This window comes from Streptosporangium sp. NPDC049248 (genome assembly GCF_040678965.1).
Taxonomy (GTDB): Bacteria; Actinomycetota; Actinomycetes; order Streptosporangiales; family Streptosporangiaceae; genus Streptosporangium; species Streptosporangium fukuiense.
Genome location: NZ_JBFAQY010000011.1, coordinates 185,684 through 203,851, shown reverse-complemented (window position 1 = coordinate 203,851; position 18,168 = coordinate 185,684). Strand labels below are relative to the sequence as shown.

The following is an 18,168-nucleotide window of genomic DNA, read 5'->3' as shown; positions in this document are numbered from 1 at the left end:
GTTTGAGGACACCTCCGCTAGATGTCGTGCGGTCGCATTTGCTAGTGAACGCTCGGCGTTGGTGGCCGAGAAGAGGTCAACCGATGCTTTGAGTTGCTTTCTAGTTGCCTACCGTTGCTTTTTATCGGCATGATCCTTGGCATCTCGCTGGCCAAGAACGAAACTGGGACTACACCCTCGGGGCAGGAGGGAGATCGCATGAATGCCGTAGTGGATCGTCATCCGCTCACCGTGCTGCTCGACCGCAACCACTGGACTGCGGCGTCGTTCCTGAAACGGGTCTCCGCCCGTCACCGCGCCTCGGGAGGCAATGCAATTGCCACACGAAAAGAGAAAGTCTCCCGCTGGACTTCAGGACAGGCCGTGCCGAGGACAACCGTGCAGATCGCGATGGCCGACGTGTTCGGCGTCGACCGAGCGGAGGTCCATCGCCGTGGTTGGCCAGACTGGTTATTACTGGCTTTTTCCGACGATGACACCATTTTGGAATCTCCGTGGACTCCACTGGGTACCGTGAAAGCGTTGGACAACGTGGGGGGACCAGTGGATCGACGGGGTTTCCTGATCGCATCGACAAGCACACTCGCTGCCATGCTTACCCAATGGGCCGCTGCCCCGTCAGCTACCGCCAGCACATCCGGCCGCCGCATTGGTCAGCAGGTCATCACCCTGTTCGACACCCGGCTGGACGCTTTGCGTCATCTGGACGATCAAGTCGGCTCTCTTCAGACGTACGACGCCGCGACCGCCGAACTGCGCCTGATCACGAATATTCTGCGGGACTCCTCATATACCGAGGTCATCGGCCGCGACCTGTACGCCTTAGCGGCTGAGGCGTCACGCCTGGCCGGATGGTGTGCTTACGACGCTGGGCATAACGCAGAGGCCGAGAGGCAGTTCTACGCCGCGATGCGGTCGTCGGCCAGCGCCGGCAACGACACCATCGGGGCCATCATCTTGGCATTCTGGGCTAACCTCCGCTACGCCATCGGTGACCCGAATGGTGCTCTCGGTCTCGTCAACGGCGCCCTGGCCTCGTCTCATAAGATCAACTCCCCGAGGGTGCTGGCCATACTCCACGCTCGGCAAGCACGCGCCCACTCCAAGGCCGGCGAGGCGACCGCAGCCTATCGGGCGGTCGATGCCGCACTCGCCATCTATGACCGCGCAGGCCCGTCCGCTGAGGATCTGCCCGCCATGTACTGGGTGTCGCTCGGCGAACTTCACCAGGTCGCGGGCAGTGCAGCACTGTCCTTGGGCGAGCCTCTGCGGGCACTACAGCACTTCGACGCCGCCGTGACGTCCGACGACCCATACGACACGGAGAAAGAAGCCCGGGGCACAGCGATCTATCTGGCGCGGCGGGCCGAAGCTCATCTCGCGCTCGGCGACGTCGACGCAGCCTTGGAGAGCGCCCACCAGGTTCTGGAGCACATGGGCGGAGTGGACTCCGCGCGGGGCTCCAGCACGCTGGCCGAGCTGCACGGTCAACTGCGCGCCCACGAGCACATTCCTGCTGTTCAGGAGTTCCTCGGGTCGACCGTGTAGCACCAGCGAAAACGCCCGCCCCCTCGAAGGGGGCGGGTATCGCACTATCGAAAGTGCTTGCGACAAGATAAGGCAATCACACCCCCTACCTGGGAGAGCCATGAAGCAGACCGACGAGCAGCTCCACCAGCTCCGCACTAACATCGTCCGCCTGTACGGCAACGGTAAAAGCATCCGCACCGTCGCCGATGAGGTCAGCCGCAGCTACGGATACGTCCGCAAGATTCTCGTCGATGCCAGGGTGACCCTCCGCCCGCGCGGCGGCCACCGGAAGGTCGCCCCAGCCCAGAAGTAAGCATCAGCAACCGGTGAAACACGAAGAACGCCCCATCCTCCCGAGGCGGGAGGATGGGGCGTTCTTCGTTCGACGTCTTGGCAGGTATGACCCGTCCTGGACGCTACAACAAGGTTGGCGCCTTGATTTGCTACCACCTTAGTCTGGATAGACGCGAGACCTTCCGCGTTATGGGAAAAATCAGCTCTCTCGCGGAGTCCCTACCGCTGCGACAGGGGCAGATCCGGCCGCGGCGTGTGCTTGGCCTTCCACCCGGCCAGCGCGGACAGGCCGGTGGGCAGCAGCGGCAAGGTGATCATCTCCACCCAGTCGGGCAGGAACGAGATCATCGACGGGTCGTCAGCGACCGTCTGCAGCACCGCCATACCAGCGATACCCGCCAGGTAGCTGACCAGTGTCATCGCCTTGACCTTGGCCTCAACCGGCTGCGTGTACGTGGGCTGGGGATCAGAGTGCATGTGCCCCTCCTCAAGGGACAGGCCCGCCACCACGGCGGGACGAATCAGAAGACGCCAGCAGTAGCGCTAGCGTCAGGTGAGCGCGGCCTCCCAGCACGCGGCGTCCCAGATCAGGTCGTCCGCACCCGAAGGGATCCTCTTGGCGTCCTTGAACGCCCGGATCTTCTCGATCAGGTCGACCTCGTCCTTGCCGTACGTGGTGCTGTGCAAGTTCGCGGGCTCGTACCCGCGAGCGAACAGCAGCCCCCGCAGCGTCTTGACGTGCCGGTGCTCATCACCGGGCTTGAGAACAGGCAGGTTCTTCACCAGGGCCTCCGTGGTCTTGGGCTTCTTCTGAACGACCGGAACGGGCTCAGGGTCACCATGCGATTTCGGGCGCGGGGCGCCCTTCTTGATCCAGGCGTACAGCGGGCCACCTGGGCAGCTCGTCGCGTAGCCGTCCCGGTGCCCCTTGATCTGGTTGCCCGCGTTGCCGCGCTCACGCAGGTACTCGATCGCGTCCCTGATGGCGTGCAGCAGGCCGTCGTTGGGCTCCGTGAACCCCAGGCTGCCGACGAGCGCGAGCACGGCGTAATGGCCGGTGTTCAGGCCGGCCCCGTTCGCGGCGGGCAGCGCGTACACGCCGCGGCCGACGAACACGCGGCGATGCGGACACGCGATGAGGCTGTAGCCGACGTCGATGTATGGCTGCTCGCGCGCACCCGCCATGTGCATCGACTGGATCTGCCGGACGAGCTTGCCGCACTCCTCGTGATCCTTGAGGATCGCCGGAGGCACGTGGCCGCCCGTGTAGTGGACCTTCACGCCGTCCGTGCCGGGAATCTTCGTATACGCCGCCGTAGGGGTCCTCGCCCCCCACGCGCGGCGACTGACGAGCTTGATGCTCATGCTGGTACCCGCCCTCCTCGTTTGATGTCCGATGTCCGCTCAACCCTGACCGTCGGCATCTCCACCTCCAGCGCCGTCCGCGGCCGCGGACGTGTTGTTGACGATCGATATGGTCCCGGCGAGCTGATGCTGATCCAGGTGCGTGGCCAACCCGTCCTCCACCCGGCGCACGCTGCGCTCCAGCCGATCCACCACATCCCTCAGCGAGCTGCCGTGGTTGGGCCGCAGCTCGGCCTCGATCTGCTGGAGCCGGTCGGGGAATCCAGGCCGATACGGCACGCCAGGACGGGCGGCCTCGCCATTCCAGTCGTCGAGAAAGTGCGATATCCGGCGCAGCCGGGCCAGCGTCCCGGCCGCCGCCTTCCAGATCAGCACGATCGCAGTACCGACAATCCCGATGATCACAAACCCGTCCACCCAAGTGATCCCGGTCACGCGACACCACCCCAAGGTTTCCGCCCGACGAACGCCCCCGCAGGCTTGCTGTCCCACATTGGCCTGGCCGGCTTCTGCAGGTTGTCGCGATACCAGTTCAGCGCCAGGCGGCGGCTTTCCACCCGCACGGGATCCAGCCTGGTCAGGCTCTTGATCGGCTCCAGCGGATCCGCGGGCGCGACCTTGTCCACGCCGACGTAGGCCAGCACGCCTTGGCGTACCTGCTGGGTCTCTGGCTCCATCCGCACCCGGTGCCGTTTAACCGACTCCACCCGCGCGAGCTGAGCCTGCAGCCGGACGGTGTCGCTGACGGCCGGCGTCCAGCAGGTCGGCAGGCCGTGCGTATCCTCCAGCACCGCCGCAGCGGCGGGATTGGCCAGCGACAGCACATCGTTCGGATCCGGGATCCACGGCTCGTGCAGCACGATGTCCAGGAGTGTGTCCATGTCGTCAGGGTCGACGCCGTACTCCGCGCACCGCCACTCCCACGTGGAGTGGGGGATGATGTGCATGTGGGCCACACCGTCCGGCCGTACCCGCGACACCCCCCACAGCGGCTCCGCGCCGTCGTGAGCGCCGCGCTGCTCGGGCCGTTCCCCGCCTGACTGAGTCAGACTGCTCGGGGTGTGAGCCAGCTCCGCGTCCCACACCGTCCAGATTTCCGCCACAGCGGCTACCCCCTATTCATTGGTTAGTGGCGGTGCGACCACCAGTAGAACCCTTTGCCGGACCACACTCCGCCGCCTGCTGACCAGGCGAAAGAGAAGCTGCTCTGGTTGGACAGGTCCTCGCACCAGTAGAAGTTCGCGGTGGTTGCGCCATCGCGGATCACCGCGACCGGCCCCATGTTGGACGCCATGGACGGCCCGTAGTTGATCGTCACGCCGCCGTAGTCCGGTGGGACCGTGCCTGACCCGGCGTGCACGGCGTCGTAGGGGTTGGCTGTGGCGGTGTCCCAGACCCGTCCGCGCAGGTAGAACCGGCCGGTGCCGTTGGTGTAGATGTACGTCTCGGTCGAGGCGAACCCATCGGTGTAGCCGTACTGGCCGTAGGACTGGGCGATGTCCAGACCCCCGCCGTAGCTTCCGGTGCCGGAGGCGTCCCGGATGCGCAGCCGGATCAGCCCGGCCGCTACCTGCAGCTCGGCGCGAGCCGTACCCCCGGAGTTCGTGCCCGAGGTGATGAACGTTGTGGTTTCGCCGGCGTAGAGGCCATCGACCGCGTACAGGCGGGCGTAGTTCGTGCTGCTGCCGCCCGGATAAAAGCGCAGGTCAAGTGTGGAGGAGTCCAGGATGAAGCGGCGGCCGGTCGCCGCGCTGCGCACGATGGATCCGGTGATGGTTTTGCCGTTGATGGCGTCAGCGTCGAGCTTGCCTGCGGTGATCGCGCCAGCCACGATCTTGTCGGCCGTGATGGCGTTCGCCGCGATGTGCGCCGCCTGGATCGCGCCAGCCACGATCTTGTCGGCCGTGATGGCGTTGGCCTGGATATGCCCGGCCTGGATCGCCAACGCCTGGATCAGGCTGGCCGTGATCGACCCGGCCACGATTTTCGCCTCGGCTGGGATCGACCCCGAGATGATGTGCTCGGCCCCGTCGATCACCTCGCCGATCATGTCGGTGTCGACCAGCGGGTGCGTCTGCGTCACCACCCGCGCGGACTCGCCCGAGACGTTGCCCGACCGGTCCAGCGCAACCAACCAGAACTCGCGGTCGGTGTTGTATGGCAGGCCCGGCACCACGGCGGTACCCGGCCGGTCCAGCCACTCCACCGCGGCGCCCTCGTCGTCGAGGTCGAGCGGGTCACGCATCATCACCAGCACCCGCGCAAAGTCCTTCGGCATGCCGGTGCCCGCAGACGTGAACCCGTCCCACGCCACCCGCACTACACCGAGCCGGGAGTCCACCACCGGAGTCGACGGCTCCGGTGGCGGCGTCTCATCGTCGGGGATGACGATCTCCGTCGACGCTGTGACCGCGCCCCGGACTCCGCCGTTGGTGGCCAGCACGCCGAACTGCCAGCGCGTCTTCGGCTCCAGCGGGCTGTAGGTGACGGTCGTGCTCTGCGTGGTCGCGAGGACCCGCGTCGCGCCGGTCCCCGGCGGGGAGATACCGATCAGCTCGTACCCGTCCACGTCCAGCGCGGTGCCGTTGACGTCGGTCGTCACCGGGCTCCAGCTCACGGTTATCTGACCGTGGGCATACCCCTCCTCGTCCAGGTACGCGGCCGGTGAGATGAGCAGCCCGGTCGGAGCGGCCGGTACCCGGTCGCTGCCCTCCGGAGTCGGATCGCTGCCGGACCCGCCGGAGGAGACACCGCCGGCCAGGATGCCCGCCGCCTGCCGGGCGAGCCGGATGTCGCGTTCGAGGAACCGGTCGTTCAGCGTCAGGTTGCCGCCGATGACGCCCGAGGCGTCGACCGTCAGGGTGATCTGCCGCACCCGCAGCGCGGTCATCACGCCCTGGTCGCCCGGCGCGCGAATGTAGTCACCTGGGGCGTAGTCGGCCAGCGGCAGGAACCGCGCCACGTACGGCGTGATCGACCGGGTGAGCTGCACCCGCTCCCCGGACGCGCGTTCCAGCGCGTGCTGCCCGAGGAGTTGCGCCGTACCAGTGTCGGACACCCCGCCCTGGCTCTGGTGGGTCTCCCACCGCCCCCACGGCATCGTCGCGGCGTGGTTGGTCACCTCAACACGGAGGCCCTCCTCCCCCATGATCAGGATCGCTGAGGCGGCGTCCTCCAGCGTGGCGTCGTCGGGCGCACTGTCGATGTCGCGGCCGAGCCGGAGCTCCACGGGGGCGGGCCCGCTGGCGCGGTCGGCGGCCAGGGCGGTGCCCTCGTTGTAGACGCGCAGCTCCCGGCCCTGCATGCACCAGTCGATGACGCCCTGCTCCGCGAGGTTGATCAGCAGGGCGAGCAGGTCGGTACCCGGCTCGACGCCGAGCGACAGCGTCATGGCCCACGGCTGGCCGGCCGAGTCGTGCGTCGCGGTGAAGTTCACCGTCAGCCCGGCCACCGCGCCGCGCCCCTTGCCCTCGTCGACCAGGGCCCGCAGGATCACACCCGGCTTCACCGCGGCGAACGGCCGCTTACCGTCCACCATGCCGAGCGCCGGATACAACACGACTTTCCTGAGCATCCAGGCGTAGCCGGGCATGTCGTAGGAGCAAGCTCCGGTCCGGTCGGCGTCGTCGCCGGACCGCTTGATCCGCAGGAAGCGGCCGTTCTCCGGCTCGATCCAGGCCCCGCCGAGCACGGAGTACTCCATCGCGATCTCGCACGGCTGCGCGAGCAGGTCGGCGCCGGGTGCGGCCGAGCTGTAGGCCAGCCGCAGCGACGACACGTCGGACAGCGGCAGCCCGGCCTCCCATCCCAGGTGCGCGGGCAGCACACCGAGGCGCGGTCCGTTTGGGGAGTAGACGACCAGCCGCAGCCCGTACCGTTGCGGGGTGCCGGGAATGATGATGTCAGGCACCAAGCCCCCTCATCTCGGTGAGCTGCTGCTCAAGCTGGCCGGCACGCTCCTGGAGCTGCTCGACGGCGGCGGCCAGAACCGCGTTTTCGTACGTCAGCTCGTCGACCACCGCAGTGTGTTTCCGGCGGAGCACCGCCACGATCTGCTGCAGGTCCACCGTCAAGTCGCTGCTCATGCGCACCCCCGCGTCTCAGACCAGCGGGACAGTCGCCGCGGTGAACGCAACATGGAAATCGTCATACCGTCGCACCGCCACCGTGTGTCCCGCGCTGACGAGCCCCTGTGCGATGTCCTGCGCCGTGGGCGCGAGGACGGTGTCATGCATGTTGATAGGCCAGCCGGGCTGGTCCCTGGAGATGAAGGCATAGACCGCCCACTCGGGGTTTTGGCCGCTGCGCTGCGCTCGTACGCAGATGAAGAACAACTGCGGGGTGTAGACGATCGGCGGCACGCCCGGCTGGTACTGGACATAGTTGCTGAGGTCTGTCGAATTTTGCCGGTAGTAACTGCTGGCCGCCGTATCGAGCGCTGCTGTAGCAGGACTGCCATTGTCATCCGCTACGTTCATGTAGAAGAACACTGTTTCCCCCTTGTGAGCTTGGTTAATGGCTGGGCTGTTCCTGCGCCAGCCGGTGTCGGTCGATTTCCAGCCGTATCGACGCCGTCCGGATCGGGTCGATGCGCGTGCTGTCACGGATCTTCTGCAGCGGGTGCGCAGGCGTCTCGGCTCGCGCCGTGCGCTGCCTGACGTCGGGCATGGCCACCCGGCCGTGTTTCTTCCTGCACGCCGCGATCTGCTCCGTCACCTGCGCGTGAGCTGTGCCTGCGTCGACCGCCCCCGGAATGAGCATCGGCAGGTCCCCCGCGGCCTGGGCCGCGCCGAGCATCGGCTCATGCACGATGACGTCCAGGACGTCGTCCACGCTCGACAGGCCGTACTCGGCCGCCCGTATTTCGAGCAGGTCGTGAGGCACGATGTAGCGTTGCCGCCGGTCAGCCGACACCTCCTCGGGCACCTCATACACGATCACCCACAGCGGGATACGGCCAGTGCCGTCCGTGGTCTCCTCCACGCCGATCACAGCCCATTCCTGCACCGCCACACCACCTCCCGCTGTTCATGCTCGCCACGCCCACACCATCAACGTGGTCGACACCGTCGTGGCCGCGTAGACCTGCACCCCGAAGTTCGTCGTCGTGCGGTTCCGCACGGTGGCCCGGTTGTCGCCGTTGTAGTCCGACATCGCGACGATGAACGGCGTCGACAGCAACGTCACCCCGAACGGGTAGGTGTAGCCGGTGTTCGTGTTGATCGTCGCCGACAGCATGATCAGCCCGGCCCCGCTGCCTGAGTACGACCACTTACCCGCGTACTGCGCAGCCGCCGACGTGAACCGGAACCTGTGCAGGTTCGCCGAGGCGTCGTTGTAGCCGACCTCCAGCTCGGCCGGCTTGGCGAACAGGTAGCCACCGCCCGCCAACCCGCTGGTCGGGTCGAAGATGTGCACCCGCAGGTCCGTCGCCGACACCACGATCTGAGAGCGGGAGGTGCCCGCCCCGTTCGTGCCCGACGACATGACCATCGTCGCCTCACCCGCGTACATCGACCCGTCGGAGTACAGGCGGCTGTAGTTTGTGCCGGTGCCCGGATGGAACCTGATCTCCGGCTGCGTCGCCCCGACCGGGTTGATGACGAGCCGGTTGCCGGTCGTCCCGGAGGAAAGCTGTCCGACGATGCTTACGCTGCCGGTCGAGGAGATCAGAACGGTTTGGGTGCCGCCCGCGTCGTAGGCGGCCAGCCCGGTCGAGTTGAGCTCCACCCGGGCGGCGATCGGATCCCCGGCGACGATCCGGGTTGCCAGGGCGAGAATCGCTTCCAGTTTCGCGGCCGTGACCGCGTGCGCGTCGATCTTCGCAGCGGTGATTGCCCCGGCGGCGATCTTGTTGGCGGTGACCGCGTTCGCAGCCAGGTGCCCGGTGTCGATCTGCAGGGCCTGGATCAATGCCCCGGTGATGGTGCTTGCCGTGACCTTGTCGGAGGCGATGATCGTGCCGTCGATGATGTGCTCACCGTCGATGATCTCCCCAATGACGTCGGTGTCGACCAAGGCCGCCGCGGCGATCGTCGCCGTGGCGCTCGCCGCGGACTCGTTCCCGGCGTGGTCGACGCTCGTCAGCCAGAACTCGCGGTCCGCACCGTACGGCTGGTCGATGACGACGATCGATCCGGCCGCTTGCAGGTAGCCGACCTCGGACTCCCCCGGATCCAGCGGGTCCTGCATCCAGACCCGCACCCGGTGGAAATCGCTGGGCATCGCCGTAGCACCGACCCCGAGACCGTCCCACTTCACGTGGATCACACCCAGCCGGGTCTCCAGCGTGGGCGCGGTCGGCACCGGCGGCGCCGTCGTGTCGTCGGGAACCTCCACGGCGTAGGAGTCGGAGAACACGCCCTTGACGCCCTGGGACGTGGCGCGGACCTTGAAGGCGTACTCCTGGCCGACGAGCAGCGGCGAGTACGTCGCCGTGGTGTCGTCGGGCTCGGTCGTCGCGATGAGGAACCACGGCGCGCCGATCACGTTGTCCCGCATGAACAGCTCGTAGGAGTCGATGTCGACCGCTTCGCCGTTCACGTCCAGGAGCACCGGCCCCCACGTCGCGGTGATCTGCCCCTGCGCGTGCCCCGACGCATCGACGTACGCGATCGAATCCACGATCAGGCCCACCGGTTTGGCCGCCGTTCGGCCGCGCGGAGTCTGCGGCGCCGGCTGCGCGCCCGACCCTCCGGACGCGGTCGAGCCGCCGACGATCCCGGCGGTGCGGCGCGCGAACCGGATCGACTGCTCCAGGAACCTGTCGTTGAGGACGACGTTGCCGCCGACCACGCCGTTAGCGTCTTTGGTGAGGGTGATCTGCCGGACCCGCAGCGCAGCCAGCGTGCCGCCGCTCGCGGGCGCGATGACCTTGTCTCCCGGCTGGTAGTCCTTCCACGGCAGCCACCGCGCCGCATGCGGCGTGATCTCACGGGTGTGCTGCACCCGCTCCTTCGCGGCGCGTGCCAGCGACGACTCAGCGAGCAGGAACGCGGTCCCGGTGTCGGACACGCCGCCCTGGCCGATGAAGTTCTCCCACCGGCCCCACGGCAACGCTGCGGTGTTGTTGACGTACGACTGGCGGAACCCGTCGTCACCGACGACGAGCACGGCGGACGCGGCGTCCTCCAGGGTGCCGGTGTCGGGGGCGTTGAGGATGTCGCGGCCGAGCAGCAGGTCCACGCGGGGTGCTGTCGTCCGGTCGCGGGCCAGCTCGGTGTCTGCGTTGTAGACGTGCAGGGTGCGGCCCTGCACGCAGAAGTCGACGACGGACTGCTCAGACAGGTTGATGAGCGTCGTGAGCGCGTCCAGGCCCGGCTGGTAGTAGATGGTGAGGATCTTCGCCCACGGCTCGCCTGCGCTGTCGTGGGTGGTGTTGAACGTCCAGTCGAGGGCGGGCAGCGCGCCGCGCACCTGCGCTTCGGCGAGGAACGTCTGCAGGATGGTGCCGGGAGTCGCGGAGGTGAACGCCCGCTTGCCGTCGACGAGCGGTGACGGCCCCGCGTAGAGCACGATCTTGCGGAGCTGCCAGCCGTAGCCGGGCATCTCGAACGTCTCGACGCCAGTCTCGTCGGTGATGTCCGTGCCGCGCTTGATCCGCAGGAACCGCGCGTCCGGGGATTCGGTCCACGTCTGCCCGTCCTCGGACCACTCCACCGCGACCTCGCACGGCTGGCCGAGCAGATCGGCACCGAGGGCACGACGGCTGTAGCGCAGGACCAGCGCGGGCACGTCGTTCAGCGGCTGCGCGATCTGGAACGCGAGCGGGTGCGGTAGCAGGCCCAGCCGGTCGCTGTTGGGGGTGTAGGCGACGAGACGGAGGTCGTAGTTCATGGTTTCCCTTTCTGGCTCAGAAAGGCGGACCATGAGGCGTTAATCTTTGTCGAAGCTCTCGACATTGGACGTGAAAGCCATCGCCATGATCATCCGGGGCGCACGACAGCGAGCAACAACGTGAAGGCCGGGCACCATGGCGATGGCCGGAAACGGATCAGGAGTCCCGATCTTCCTCTTCGCCAGCAGGAGCCGGATACAGCCTGTCGAACGCCTTCCCGGTGAGGGCCCACATGAGCGGGGCAGCAGGCCAGACTCCGCCCCCGGTCCACATCGTCACACTGTCGAACTGATCCGGAAAACGATCGGCCAAGCTACCGAGGAGTACAAGGGCAAGGAGCGACACATAGAACTGCATGAACAGCCGGGTCTGCTCACGGGTCCAGCGCGACGACGGGAAGTTCACGACTTCCAACTCGGCGCTTCCGCTGCTCGTCACTGTTCCGGACGCGGAAAGCTGTAGAGCGGGCGCGGCCTCGAAAGCATTGCGCGTCAGGTCGCTGAGTACTTCCAGCACGTCAACCGGCTGCTGAGGAGGGCGAGGCAGCGTTTGCAACCGCTCCGCGATCTTCGCGAGCTGTTGCGTTTGCCGCTCGTTGATCCGCTCGTAGATCCGCTCGACAGCAGAGGCTCTCATGTCGTAGAAGCGCGCCAGCGCCTCCTGGCTGCGCCGAAACTGGGCTTCTTCGACCCTGGCGAGCGTAGCGTCAGCAAACCTGTCCAGCGCTCGGTCCACCGCTTCCTGCGTATGACGGGTTTGAGCTTCGCGTATGTTCTCGAAAGTCGCTTGAAGCCGCTTAGCCCACCACTCGCTGGAATCCCCGGGGGAAGGGAATGCATTGCCCACGGAAGGACACTAGAGCATCTAAACCATGATCGATTACAGATGATCAACTACAGGTAGGACCGGCGCGCCCGGACCTTCACCCCTGACGCGCCGGACGTGCTCGAGGCCGTCGCGCTCACCAGGACGGCCCGCGAGTGCGGATCGCCCAACGCCATCGCCGGAGTCAGATGCAGCCAACGGGTTGCCGACCCGGGGCCGGTCGCGTCGATGTCGCCGGTCACGTCTTCTCCCCCGGCCAGGTCGAACGTGTCGGTGTCGACCACGGCCGCGGTGAAGTTCCCGCAGTCGATCAGTAGGTAGTCACCGTCCAGGACGGTGCCCGAGTACGAGACGGTGCCGCCGGTGGCCACATCCGTCACCGAGGGATTCACCGCAGGCCCGGCCACCTGCAACACTGAATCAACGATCGGCCCCGTCGACCCGGCCAGCGGCGTCACGATCTGCTCGGCCCCCGGCAGAGCACCGGTCCACGTTGACACCGACTCGTCCCGCCAGTACACGCCCGGGACCTTCACCACGGCGGTCAGCCTGGCCAGCGCCGCCCCGACATTCACCTCCGGCTCCGACACCGCCTCGATCGTCACCCCGGCGACACGGACGATCGACCCGGCCACCCACTCGCAGGTGATCAGCCGGTGCCGGACGCCGAGCAGCGCGCCGAGGGCTTCGAGGTTCACTTCGAGTTGCTCGAACCCGCCGTCGTCGCCGTCCGGTGTCCGCGAGTAAACGGTCAGCGCCAGCCCAAACGACGTCGCCTCATGGTCAAGACCCATGATCGGCAGATCACCGGCCCGGCCCGCGACGGCCACACTCACCGACCGCACCCCCGGCAGCGGCCGACGTTTGGTGCCCTTCTTCAACCGCCAGCACCCGCCCGGGTGGTCCAGCGGGACACCGTCGAGGACGTACGTCGCCACTCACACCACCCCCAGTGCACCGGCCATTTGCAGGCCACGATTGATCGTCTGCGATGACGGCTCAGCCTGCGGGTTGATCGTGGTCAAGTTGAAGACCACGCTTCCACCCCGGCCCCGCCCAGCGCCGGCCACGACCCCACCCGACCCCACCGGCACAGCCAGGTCCGGGGCGAACTCCGAGCTGAGCTGCCCGGCGATGCTCCGAGCGGTACGCAGCACCTGCCCGGCCGAACCCTGCATGCCCTGCGCCATGCCGAGCATCGTGTAGCCGCCGATCTTCGCGAACACCCGGGACGGGCTCGCGATGCCGAGGGCTTGGCGCACCCAGTCCGGCATGATCGACGAGAAGAAGTTGTACAGCACGCCGCGAAACCAGTCCCACATCGACTGGATGCCGTTCCACAGGCCACTGATCATGGCCATGCCGAGGTTGCCCATCACCGAGCCGATGTCACCGACAGCGGACACGATCTGCCCCGGCAGCTCGTCGAAGAACTTGACCAGCGTCACACCGATCCACCGGCCGATCCCGTTGACCAAGTCCGGGATGATGCTGTGGCCGATCAGCACGTCATACAGCCAGCCGAACGCGCCCACGACCGTCTGAACCATCGCGTTGACGATTACGACGATCACCTGCACGGCCGGGCCCAGCACCTGCGACAAGCTGCCCGCGAGCAGTGCCACGAGGCTGATGACGTGCGGCAGCACCGTCGTGGTGAACAGCAGCAGCGGCGGCAGCAGCGGCAGCACCGCGTAAAGGATCTGCGCGAAGCCCTCCGCGAGCTGCACCAGCACCGGGGCCAGCGCCAAGGCGAGCTGTACCGCTGGCGGCAGCAGCGACACCCCGAGCTGCAGCAGCATCGGCAGCAGCGGTTCCAGGGCGGGCAGTATCGATGTGAACGCCGCCACCACCTGAACCAGAGCGGGTGTCAGTGTGATCAGCGCCCGCATGATCTCCATGCCGAACAGGACCGCGGCCTGCGTCAGGAGCGGCAGGATCGGCGTGATGGCCTGTACGAGCACGCCGAGGACCTGAACCAGTGCGCCGCCCAGGACAGCGGTGACCTGCCCGACGAGGGGCAGCAGCGGAGCCAGGGCGGGCACCAGCGCCGTGATGATCTGGGCGGCCAGGTCTGCCAGCGGCCCAAGCAGCGGCACCAGGGCCAGGAGGAACTGACCGAACGCGGTCGTGATCTGCCAGATCGCTGGTTGGAGCCGTACCAGCACCGGCACCAGGGCGGCGGTGATAGCTGAGGCGACCTGCACGAGCACCGGCATTAACGCGGTCGCGAACACCGCGACGAGCTGCACCAGCGGCGGCAGCAGCGGCAGCACGGCGGCGGCGAGCTGGCCGACGCTCACCAGCAGCACACCGATGGCCGGTGCGGCTTGCGACAATGCCGCTACCAGTGCCCCGCCGAGGGCCTGCACGAGCATGTTCAGGGCGGCCATGACCGGCCCCATGAGCTGCGCGCCGACCTGCACCAGCCCAGCGATGATCGGCCCGAGAGTCTGCAAGAGCGACCCGACGCCGAGCACGAACTGAGCCAGCACCCCCGAGTTCGCCGCGAACACCCCGATAATCGGCACCAGGAACCCCGCCAGTTGCGTGGCGAACACACCCATCGAGCCGGCCACCTGCGACAGCATCGGCACGACGGCCGCGATGAGCTGCTGCACGACCGGCAGGAGCGGCACCAGGGCCTGCACCAACGCCGTGGTGAACTGGCCGAGCAGCGGCGCGATCTGCCCGAACATGGTCGCCAGATGCGGGGCGACCATCTGGGAGAAGATCGTGCGGAGGTTCGCGGCGAGCTGCACCAGCGGCTCCTCGAACACCGCTGCTGCGCCTTTCAGTTCCGCGAGGACGTTGGCGCCCATCGCCGACCACGCCGCCTTGACTCCTTCGGCGGACGCGGCGGCGGCGATACCGATGGCGCCGATCGCGCCAACAGCGCTGACGAAGCTCAACGCGACGCCCGCAGCGACACCGGACGCGGCCACCCCCAGCGCGCCGAGCGTCGCGCTGGCCACGGTCGCGGCCAAAGAGATCGCCGAGCTCCACCGCGTGATGCTGGCCGCGCCTTCACCGAACCGGGTCGCTGTCACGCGCAGTGCGAGCACTACCCGGCCCAGAGCGGGCGTGAGCTGGTCTCGCAGGCTGATCGTGGCGAACAGGTCACCGATGTTGAGCGCCACGACTCACCTCCTGGACGGTCCGCGCGGGCTGGGGTGTCAGGAGGTGAGGCCGACCGCTGCGGCGAGCTGCAGGCCCCGGTTCACGGTCTTCGAGGTCGGTTCGGCCACCGGGTAGTTGTTCGTGACATTCACCGTCACCGACCCGCCCGGCGCCGGCCGCCCGGCGCTGAATCCTCCGCCGCCCTCGAAAGCCACCACGGAGGAGCCTCCGCCCCCGGAAGTACTGCCGACCGTGTTGATCTGGGTTTTCTTCTGTGACGGCAGCGGAATCGTGCTCTTCTTCGCGGTGGCCACCACCCGGCCCAGCCCGTCGCGGGCCACCGCGTCGACCTTGCTGACCAGGCCCTTGACCGCGTTCAGCGCGACGCCTTCGTTGTCGGCGAAGCCCTTGGCCAAGCCATGGACCGAGTACATGCCGATCTCGGCGAACACCTTCGACGGGCTGGAGATGCCGAGCATGCTCTTCACCGCGGACACCAGGTCTCCGACCAAGCCGGAGACCCATTTCTTGAAGGAGTCCCACCCTCGGGCGAACCCGTCGCGGATGCCCGCGACCAGGTCAGCGCCCAGGGTCCACAGCTTCTTGAAGGCGCTGGTGATGGTCGTAGCGAAGACGCCCACGGCGTTCTTGATCAGGTCGAAGGCGCCCTTGAAGTCGCCTTGGAACAGCTTGATGACCGCCTGCACCGCAGCCAGGACCAGCGGGATCACGCTGGTGGCGAGCTGGACGAGCGGCGGCAGGAACGGGGTGACGGCCGCAACGAGCTTGACGAAAATCCCAGCGAGCAAGGTCAGGACCGGCGTCAACGCCTTGATGATGGCCACGACCGGCGGCAGGATCGCCACAAGCAACTGCGACAGCGGCGGCAGGATCGGCAGCAGCGCGACGATGACCTGCCCGAACGCGGACGCAAGCTCGGCCAGCACCGGTTGCAGGGCGACCAGCACCGGCTGCAGCGCCGCTGACAGGGCTTGAGCGATCTGCGTCAGGACCGGCATCAACGCTGACGCCAGCGTGGCCGCGAGCTGCAGAAACGGCGGCAGCAGCGGAATCAGCGCCACGAGGATCTGTCCGAAGGCGCCCACGATCTGCCCGATGACCGGGCCGAGCTGGACCAGGACTGGCGCTAGCGATGTGGATAGCGCCTGCCCCACCCCGGCTAGGGCGCCCATCAGCGGCCCGGCGACCTGCGCGCCGACCTGCACCAGCGCGGCCAAGACCGGGCCAAGCGACTGCAGCACGCCGCCGATCCCCGTCACCAGAGTCGACAGCAGGCCACCGTTTTGCGCCAGCGCCGCCGTGATCGGCGCCATGAACCCAGCGATCTGCCCGCCAAAGGTCCCCAGCGACCCGGCGAGACCGCCCAGCATCGGCGCGACCGCCGCCACCAGAGCGGAGACCGCAGGCAGCATCGGCGCCAGGAACGACCCCAGGCCGGAGGTGAACTTACCGATCAGCGGAGCCAGATCGGTGAACATGCCTTGCAGAGCAGGCGCGATCTGGCTGGAGAACATGCTCTTCAGCGACCCGGCCGCCTGGAGCAGCGGCCCCTCGAACACCGACGCGGCGCCCGCCAGATCGCTCTTAACGGAGGTCTGCAAGTCCTCGAAGGCGGCCTTGACCTTCGGAGCCTCCAGTGCGGCCTTGATGCCGAGTTTCGCGATACTGGCGACCGCGCCCGCGAACGCGAGCGCCACCCCGGCGCCAGCCGCGACACCGGCCACGCCGACTCCGGCCAGCAGCGCGCTGCTCTTGATGCCCGCCGAAGCCAGTGCGCTTGCGCCCGCCACGCCCGCCGCGCCCAGCCGGGTCGCGGCCATCCCGGCGCCGATCAGCGCCGCGTGAATCCCCGTCGCGTGGACCTTGATGCCTGCGACTGCTTTGCCGAACGGCCCGCTCATCTTGTCGCGGAAGGACAAGGTGGCGTACAGGTCCCCAATGTTGATCGCCATGCCCGCCTCCCAGGTCGTCGCTCAGATCAGTCGAAGGAGGGGGTAGCTCGCCCACGTCCGGGCGTCTTGCCAGGAGGCGGCGCGAGCTGGCGGGCCAGCCGGGTCTCTTCGGAAAGCAGGCCGAGGATCCGGTTGCGCAGCCACCGCCAGGACCGGCCCGTCAGCACACCGGGCGCGTCGAGGTCGATCCCGTAGTGGCTGTGAAGGTCCGCCTCGATCAGGTCCCAGTGGGTCAGGAGCTTTTCCCACGTGAGGGAGCCGCCTTTCGGCGCGGGCTCGTACCACTCGTAGAGCCCCGTGACCGGGTCGTACTCGCCGCCGCCTTGGAGGCCGTCCGATCCGGGGCCTGCGCTTCCGGGTTGCCGCCCGACTCCCAATACCGCGTCGCGGTGTCGAGGTCAGAGGCGATCCACAGGAACGCCGTCACACCGCAGTGCTTAATCGCTGGCCAGGACACCTTGTCGGTGAGCAGCTCGTCGTAGACGGGGCCGAGGCACCGCCTGTAGAGGTCGAGTTCCTGGCCGTCGTCGAGGTCGGCCAGGTCCGCCTCCTTGCCGTTCGCCGCGGCGACACCGGCCTGCATGAGCCTCTGGCACAGCAGGCCGGTCTGCGCTGACGGCGCCGGGATGACGTACTCCTTGCCGTTGACCGGCAAGGTGAGAGTCGTGTCGAGAAACTCGTCGAGGGCCTTGAGCTTCGCCATGGGCTACGCCGCCGGGTTCGTGATCGGCTCGGGCTTGCCCTGGCCCAGCAGCTCACACTCGAACGGCTCCAGGTCGGTGGTCTCCCCGCCCGCGCCCTTGTAGTCGACGGCGGCGCGACCCATGTAGGCGTCCGGGGAGCCGTCGCGGCGGTACCAGCGGCACTGGACGTCCGCGCCGGGGCCGACGACGTGGCCGGCCTGCCGCAGGAACTCCTGACCGGGGTCCGGGATGAACGTCAGCGCGTCAGCGTCCCGCTTGCGGTTGCCGTTGAGAGCCAGCGTCCACCCGCGCTGGGTGACGACCTGGGAGGCCCAGCCGTCGCCGTCGAAGTCCGAGTCGTCCTCGGTCTCGGTGTTGATCTCCTCGGTGAACTCCGTGAGCCCCTTGACGGGCGTCCAGGCCGGTGAGGTCGGGGTGGCGGTGTTGATTTCCACCACCCAGTCCTTCGCGAGCAGGCTGCGCAGAGTCATGACTTTCTCCTTGTGAGCGCATACGAAAAACCGCCAGCGCAACCGCTAGC

Annotated in this window: 17 protein-coding genes; 2 read left to right on the top strand and 15 right to left on the bottom strand. The window is 67.6% G+C overall.

Annotation, left to right across the window (positions count from 1 at the left end):
* The first annotated feature begins 198 nt into the window (after nt 1–198).
* On the top strand, nt 199–1,548 hold the full coding sequence (locus tag AB0K21_RS22165) for a tetratricopeptide repeat protein (RefSeq protein WP_364152650.1): 1,350 nt from the start codon (nt 199–201) through the stop codon (nt 1,546–1,548).
* A gap of 100 nt (nt 1,549–1,648) precedes the next feature.
* Complete coding sequence (locus AB0K21_RS22160) at nt 1,649–1,843, top strand: helix-turn-helix domain-containing protein (RefSeq protein ID WP_364152647.1); 195 nt, start codon at nt 1,649–1,651, stop codon at nt 1,841–1,843.
* Between the two features lie 200 nt (nt 1,844–2,043).
* On the opposite strand, the gene AB0K21_RS22155 is transcribed toward AB0K21_RS22160, so the two are convergent.
* The 15 genes from AB0K21_RS22155 to AB0K21_RS22085 all read right to left on the bottom strand — a co-directional run bounded on the left by AB0K21_RS22155 (nt 2,044) and on the right by AB0K21_RS22085 (nt 18,118).
* Nucleotides 2,044–2,301: a hypothetical protein gene (locus AB0K21_RS22155; RefSeq protein ID WP_364152644.1), complete on the bottom strand. Its 258-nt coding sequence runs from the start codon at nt 2,299–2,301 to the stop codon at nt 2,044–2,046.
* Nucleotides 2,302–2,373: 72 nt separating this feature from the next.
* Nucleotides 2,374–3,189, bottom strand: a complete 816-nt coding sequence (locus AB0K21_RS22150; protein ID WP_364152642.1) for an N-acetylmuramoyl-L-alanine amidase — start codon at nt 3,187–3,189, stop codon at nt 2,374–2,376.
* A 39-nt stretch (nt 3,190–3,228) separates the two neighbouring features.
* Nucleotides 3,229–3,624, bottom strand: a complete 396-nt coding sequence (locus tag AB0K21_RS22145; protein ID WP_364152639.1) for a hypothetical protein — start codon at nt 3,622–3,624, stop codon at nt 3,229–3,231.
* On the bottom strand, nt 3,621–4,292 hold the full coding sequence (locus AB0K21_RS22140; RefSeq protein WP_364152637.1) for a hypothetical protein: 672 nt from the start codon (nt 4,290–4,292) through the stop codon (nt 3,621–3,623). Before AB0K21_RS22140 ends, AB0K21_RS22145 begins: the two co-directional genes overlap by 4 nt.
* A 23-nt stretch (nt 4,293–4,315) precedes the next feature.
* Complete coding sequence (locus tag AB0K21_RS22135; RefSeq protein ID WP_364152634.1) at nt 4,316–7,099, bottom strand: fibronectin type III domain-containing protein; 2,784 nt, start codon at nt 7,097–7,099, stop codon at nt 4,316–4,318.
* Nucleotides 7,092–7,274 (bottom strand): hypothetical protein, encoded by a 183-nt coding sequence (locus AB0K21_RS22130; protein WP_364152631.1) that lies wholly within the window; start codon nt 7,272–7,274, stop codon nt 7,092–7,094. The genes AB0K21_RS22135 and AB0K21_RS22130 overlap by 8 nt, the downstream gene beginning before the upstream one ends.
* Nucleotides 7,275–7,289: 15 nt before the next feature.
* A complete protein-coding gene (locus tag AB0K21_RS22125) occupies nt 7,290–7,679 on the bottom strand; it encodes a hypothetical protein (protein ID WP_364152628.1) in 390 nt (129 codons plus the stop codon).
* A gap of 22 nt (nt 7,680–7,701) precedes the next feature.
* The gene (locus AB0K21_RS22120) at nt 7,702–8,202 is read right to left on the bottom strand and encodes a hypothetical protein (protein WP_364152625.1); all 501 of its coding nucleotides are present in this window, start codon (nt 8,200–8,202) and stop codon (nt 7,702–7,704) included.
* 15 nt (nt 8,203–8,217) lie between these two features.
* Nucleotides 8,218–11,025 carry a fibronectin type III domain-containing protein gene (locus AB0K21_RS22115; protein WP_364152622.1) on the bottom strand — a complete coding sequence of 936 codons (2,808 nt, stop codon included), beginning with the start codon at nt 11,023–11,025 and terminating at the stop codon, nt 8,218–8,220.
* Nucleotides 11,026–11,182: 157 nt separating this feature from the next.
* The gene (locus AB0K21_RS22110; RefSeq protein WP_364152619.1) at nt 11,183–11,872 is read right to left on the bottom strand and encodes a hypothetical protein; all 690 of its coding nucleotides are present in this window, start codon (nt 11,870–11,872) and stop codon (nt 11,183–11,185) included.
* A 47-nt stretch (nt 11,873–11,919) separates the two neighbouring features.
* Nucleotides 11,920–12,789, bottom strand: a complete 870-nt coding sequence (locus AB0K21_RS22105) for a hypothetical protein (protein ID WP_364152616.1) — start codon at nt 12,787–12,789, stop codon at nt 11,920–11,922.
* Nucleotides 12,790–14,991, bottom strand: coding sequence for a hypothetical protein (locus tag AB0K21_RS22100; protein WP_364152613.1), 2,202 nt, complete (start codon nt 14,989–14,991; stop codon nt 12,790–12,792).
* A 36-nt stretch (nt 14,992–15,027) separates the two neighbouring features.
* Nucleotides 15,028–16,944 (bottom strand): hypothetical protein, encoded by a 1,917-nt coding sequence (locus AB0K21_RS22095; protein WP_364152610.1) that lies wholly within the window; start codon nt 16,942–16,944, stop codon nt 15,028–15,030.
* Between the two features lie 232 nt (nt 16,945–17,176).
* Nucleotides 17,177–17,647 carry a hypothetical protein gene (locus AB0K21_RS22090; RefSeq protein WP_364152607.1) on the bottom strand — a complete coding sequence of 157 codons (471 nt, stop codon included), beginning with the start codon at nt 17,645–17,647 and terminating at the stop codon, nt 17,177–17,179.
* A gap of 3 nt (nt 17,648–17,650) precedes the next feature.
* Nucleotides 17,651–18,118, bottom strand: a complete 468-nt coding sequence (locus AB0K21_RS22085) for a hypothetical protein (protein ID WP_364152604.1) — start codon at nt 18,116–18,118, stop codon at nt 17,651–17,653.
* Nucleotides 18,119–18,168: the final 50 nt, after the last annotated feature.

Bases quoted from the DNA above. Each gene is read 5' to 3' on its own strand.
- AB0K21_RS22165 (WP_364152650.1), top strand. From the start codon at position 199: ATGAATGCCGTAGTGGATCGTCATCCGCTCACCGTGCTGCTCGACCGC.
- AB0K21_RS22160 (WP_364152647.1), top strand. From the start codon at position 1,649: ATGAAGCAGACCGACGAGCAGCTCCACCAGCTCCGCACTAACATCGTC.
- AB0K21_RS22155 (WP_364152644.1), bottom strand. From the start codon at position 2,301: ATGCACTCTGATCCCCAGCCCACGTACACGCAGCCGGTTGAGGCCAAG.
- AB0K21_RS22150 (WP_364152642.1), bottom strand. From the start codon at position 3,189: ATGAGCATCAAGCTCGTCAGTCGCCGCGCGTGGGGGGCGAGGACCCCT.
- AB0K21_RS22130 (WP_364152631.1), bottom strand. From the start codon at position 7,274: ATGAGCAGCGACTTGACGGTGGACCTGCAGCAGATCGTGGCGGTGCTC.
- AB0K21_RS22115 (WP_364152622.1), bottom strand. From the start codon at position 11,025: ATGAACTACGACCTCCGTCTCGTCGCCTACACCCCCAACAGCGACCGG.
- AB0K21_RS22095 (WP_364152610.1), bottom strand. From the start codon at position 16,944: ATGGCGATCAACATTGGGGACCTGTACGCCACCTTGTCCTTCCGCGAC.
- AB0K21_RS22090 (WP_364152607.1), bottom strand. From the start codon at position 17,647: ATGGCGAAGCTCAAGGCCCTCGACGAGTTTCTCGACACGACTCTCACC.
- AB0K21_RS22085 (WP_364152604.1), bottom strand. From the start codon at position 18,118: ATGACTCTGCGCAGCCTGCTCGCGAAGGACTGGGTGGTGGAAATCAAC.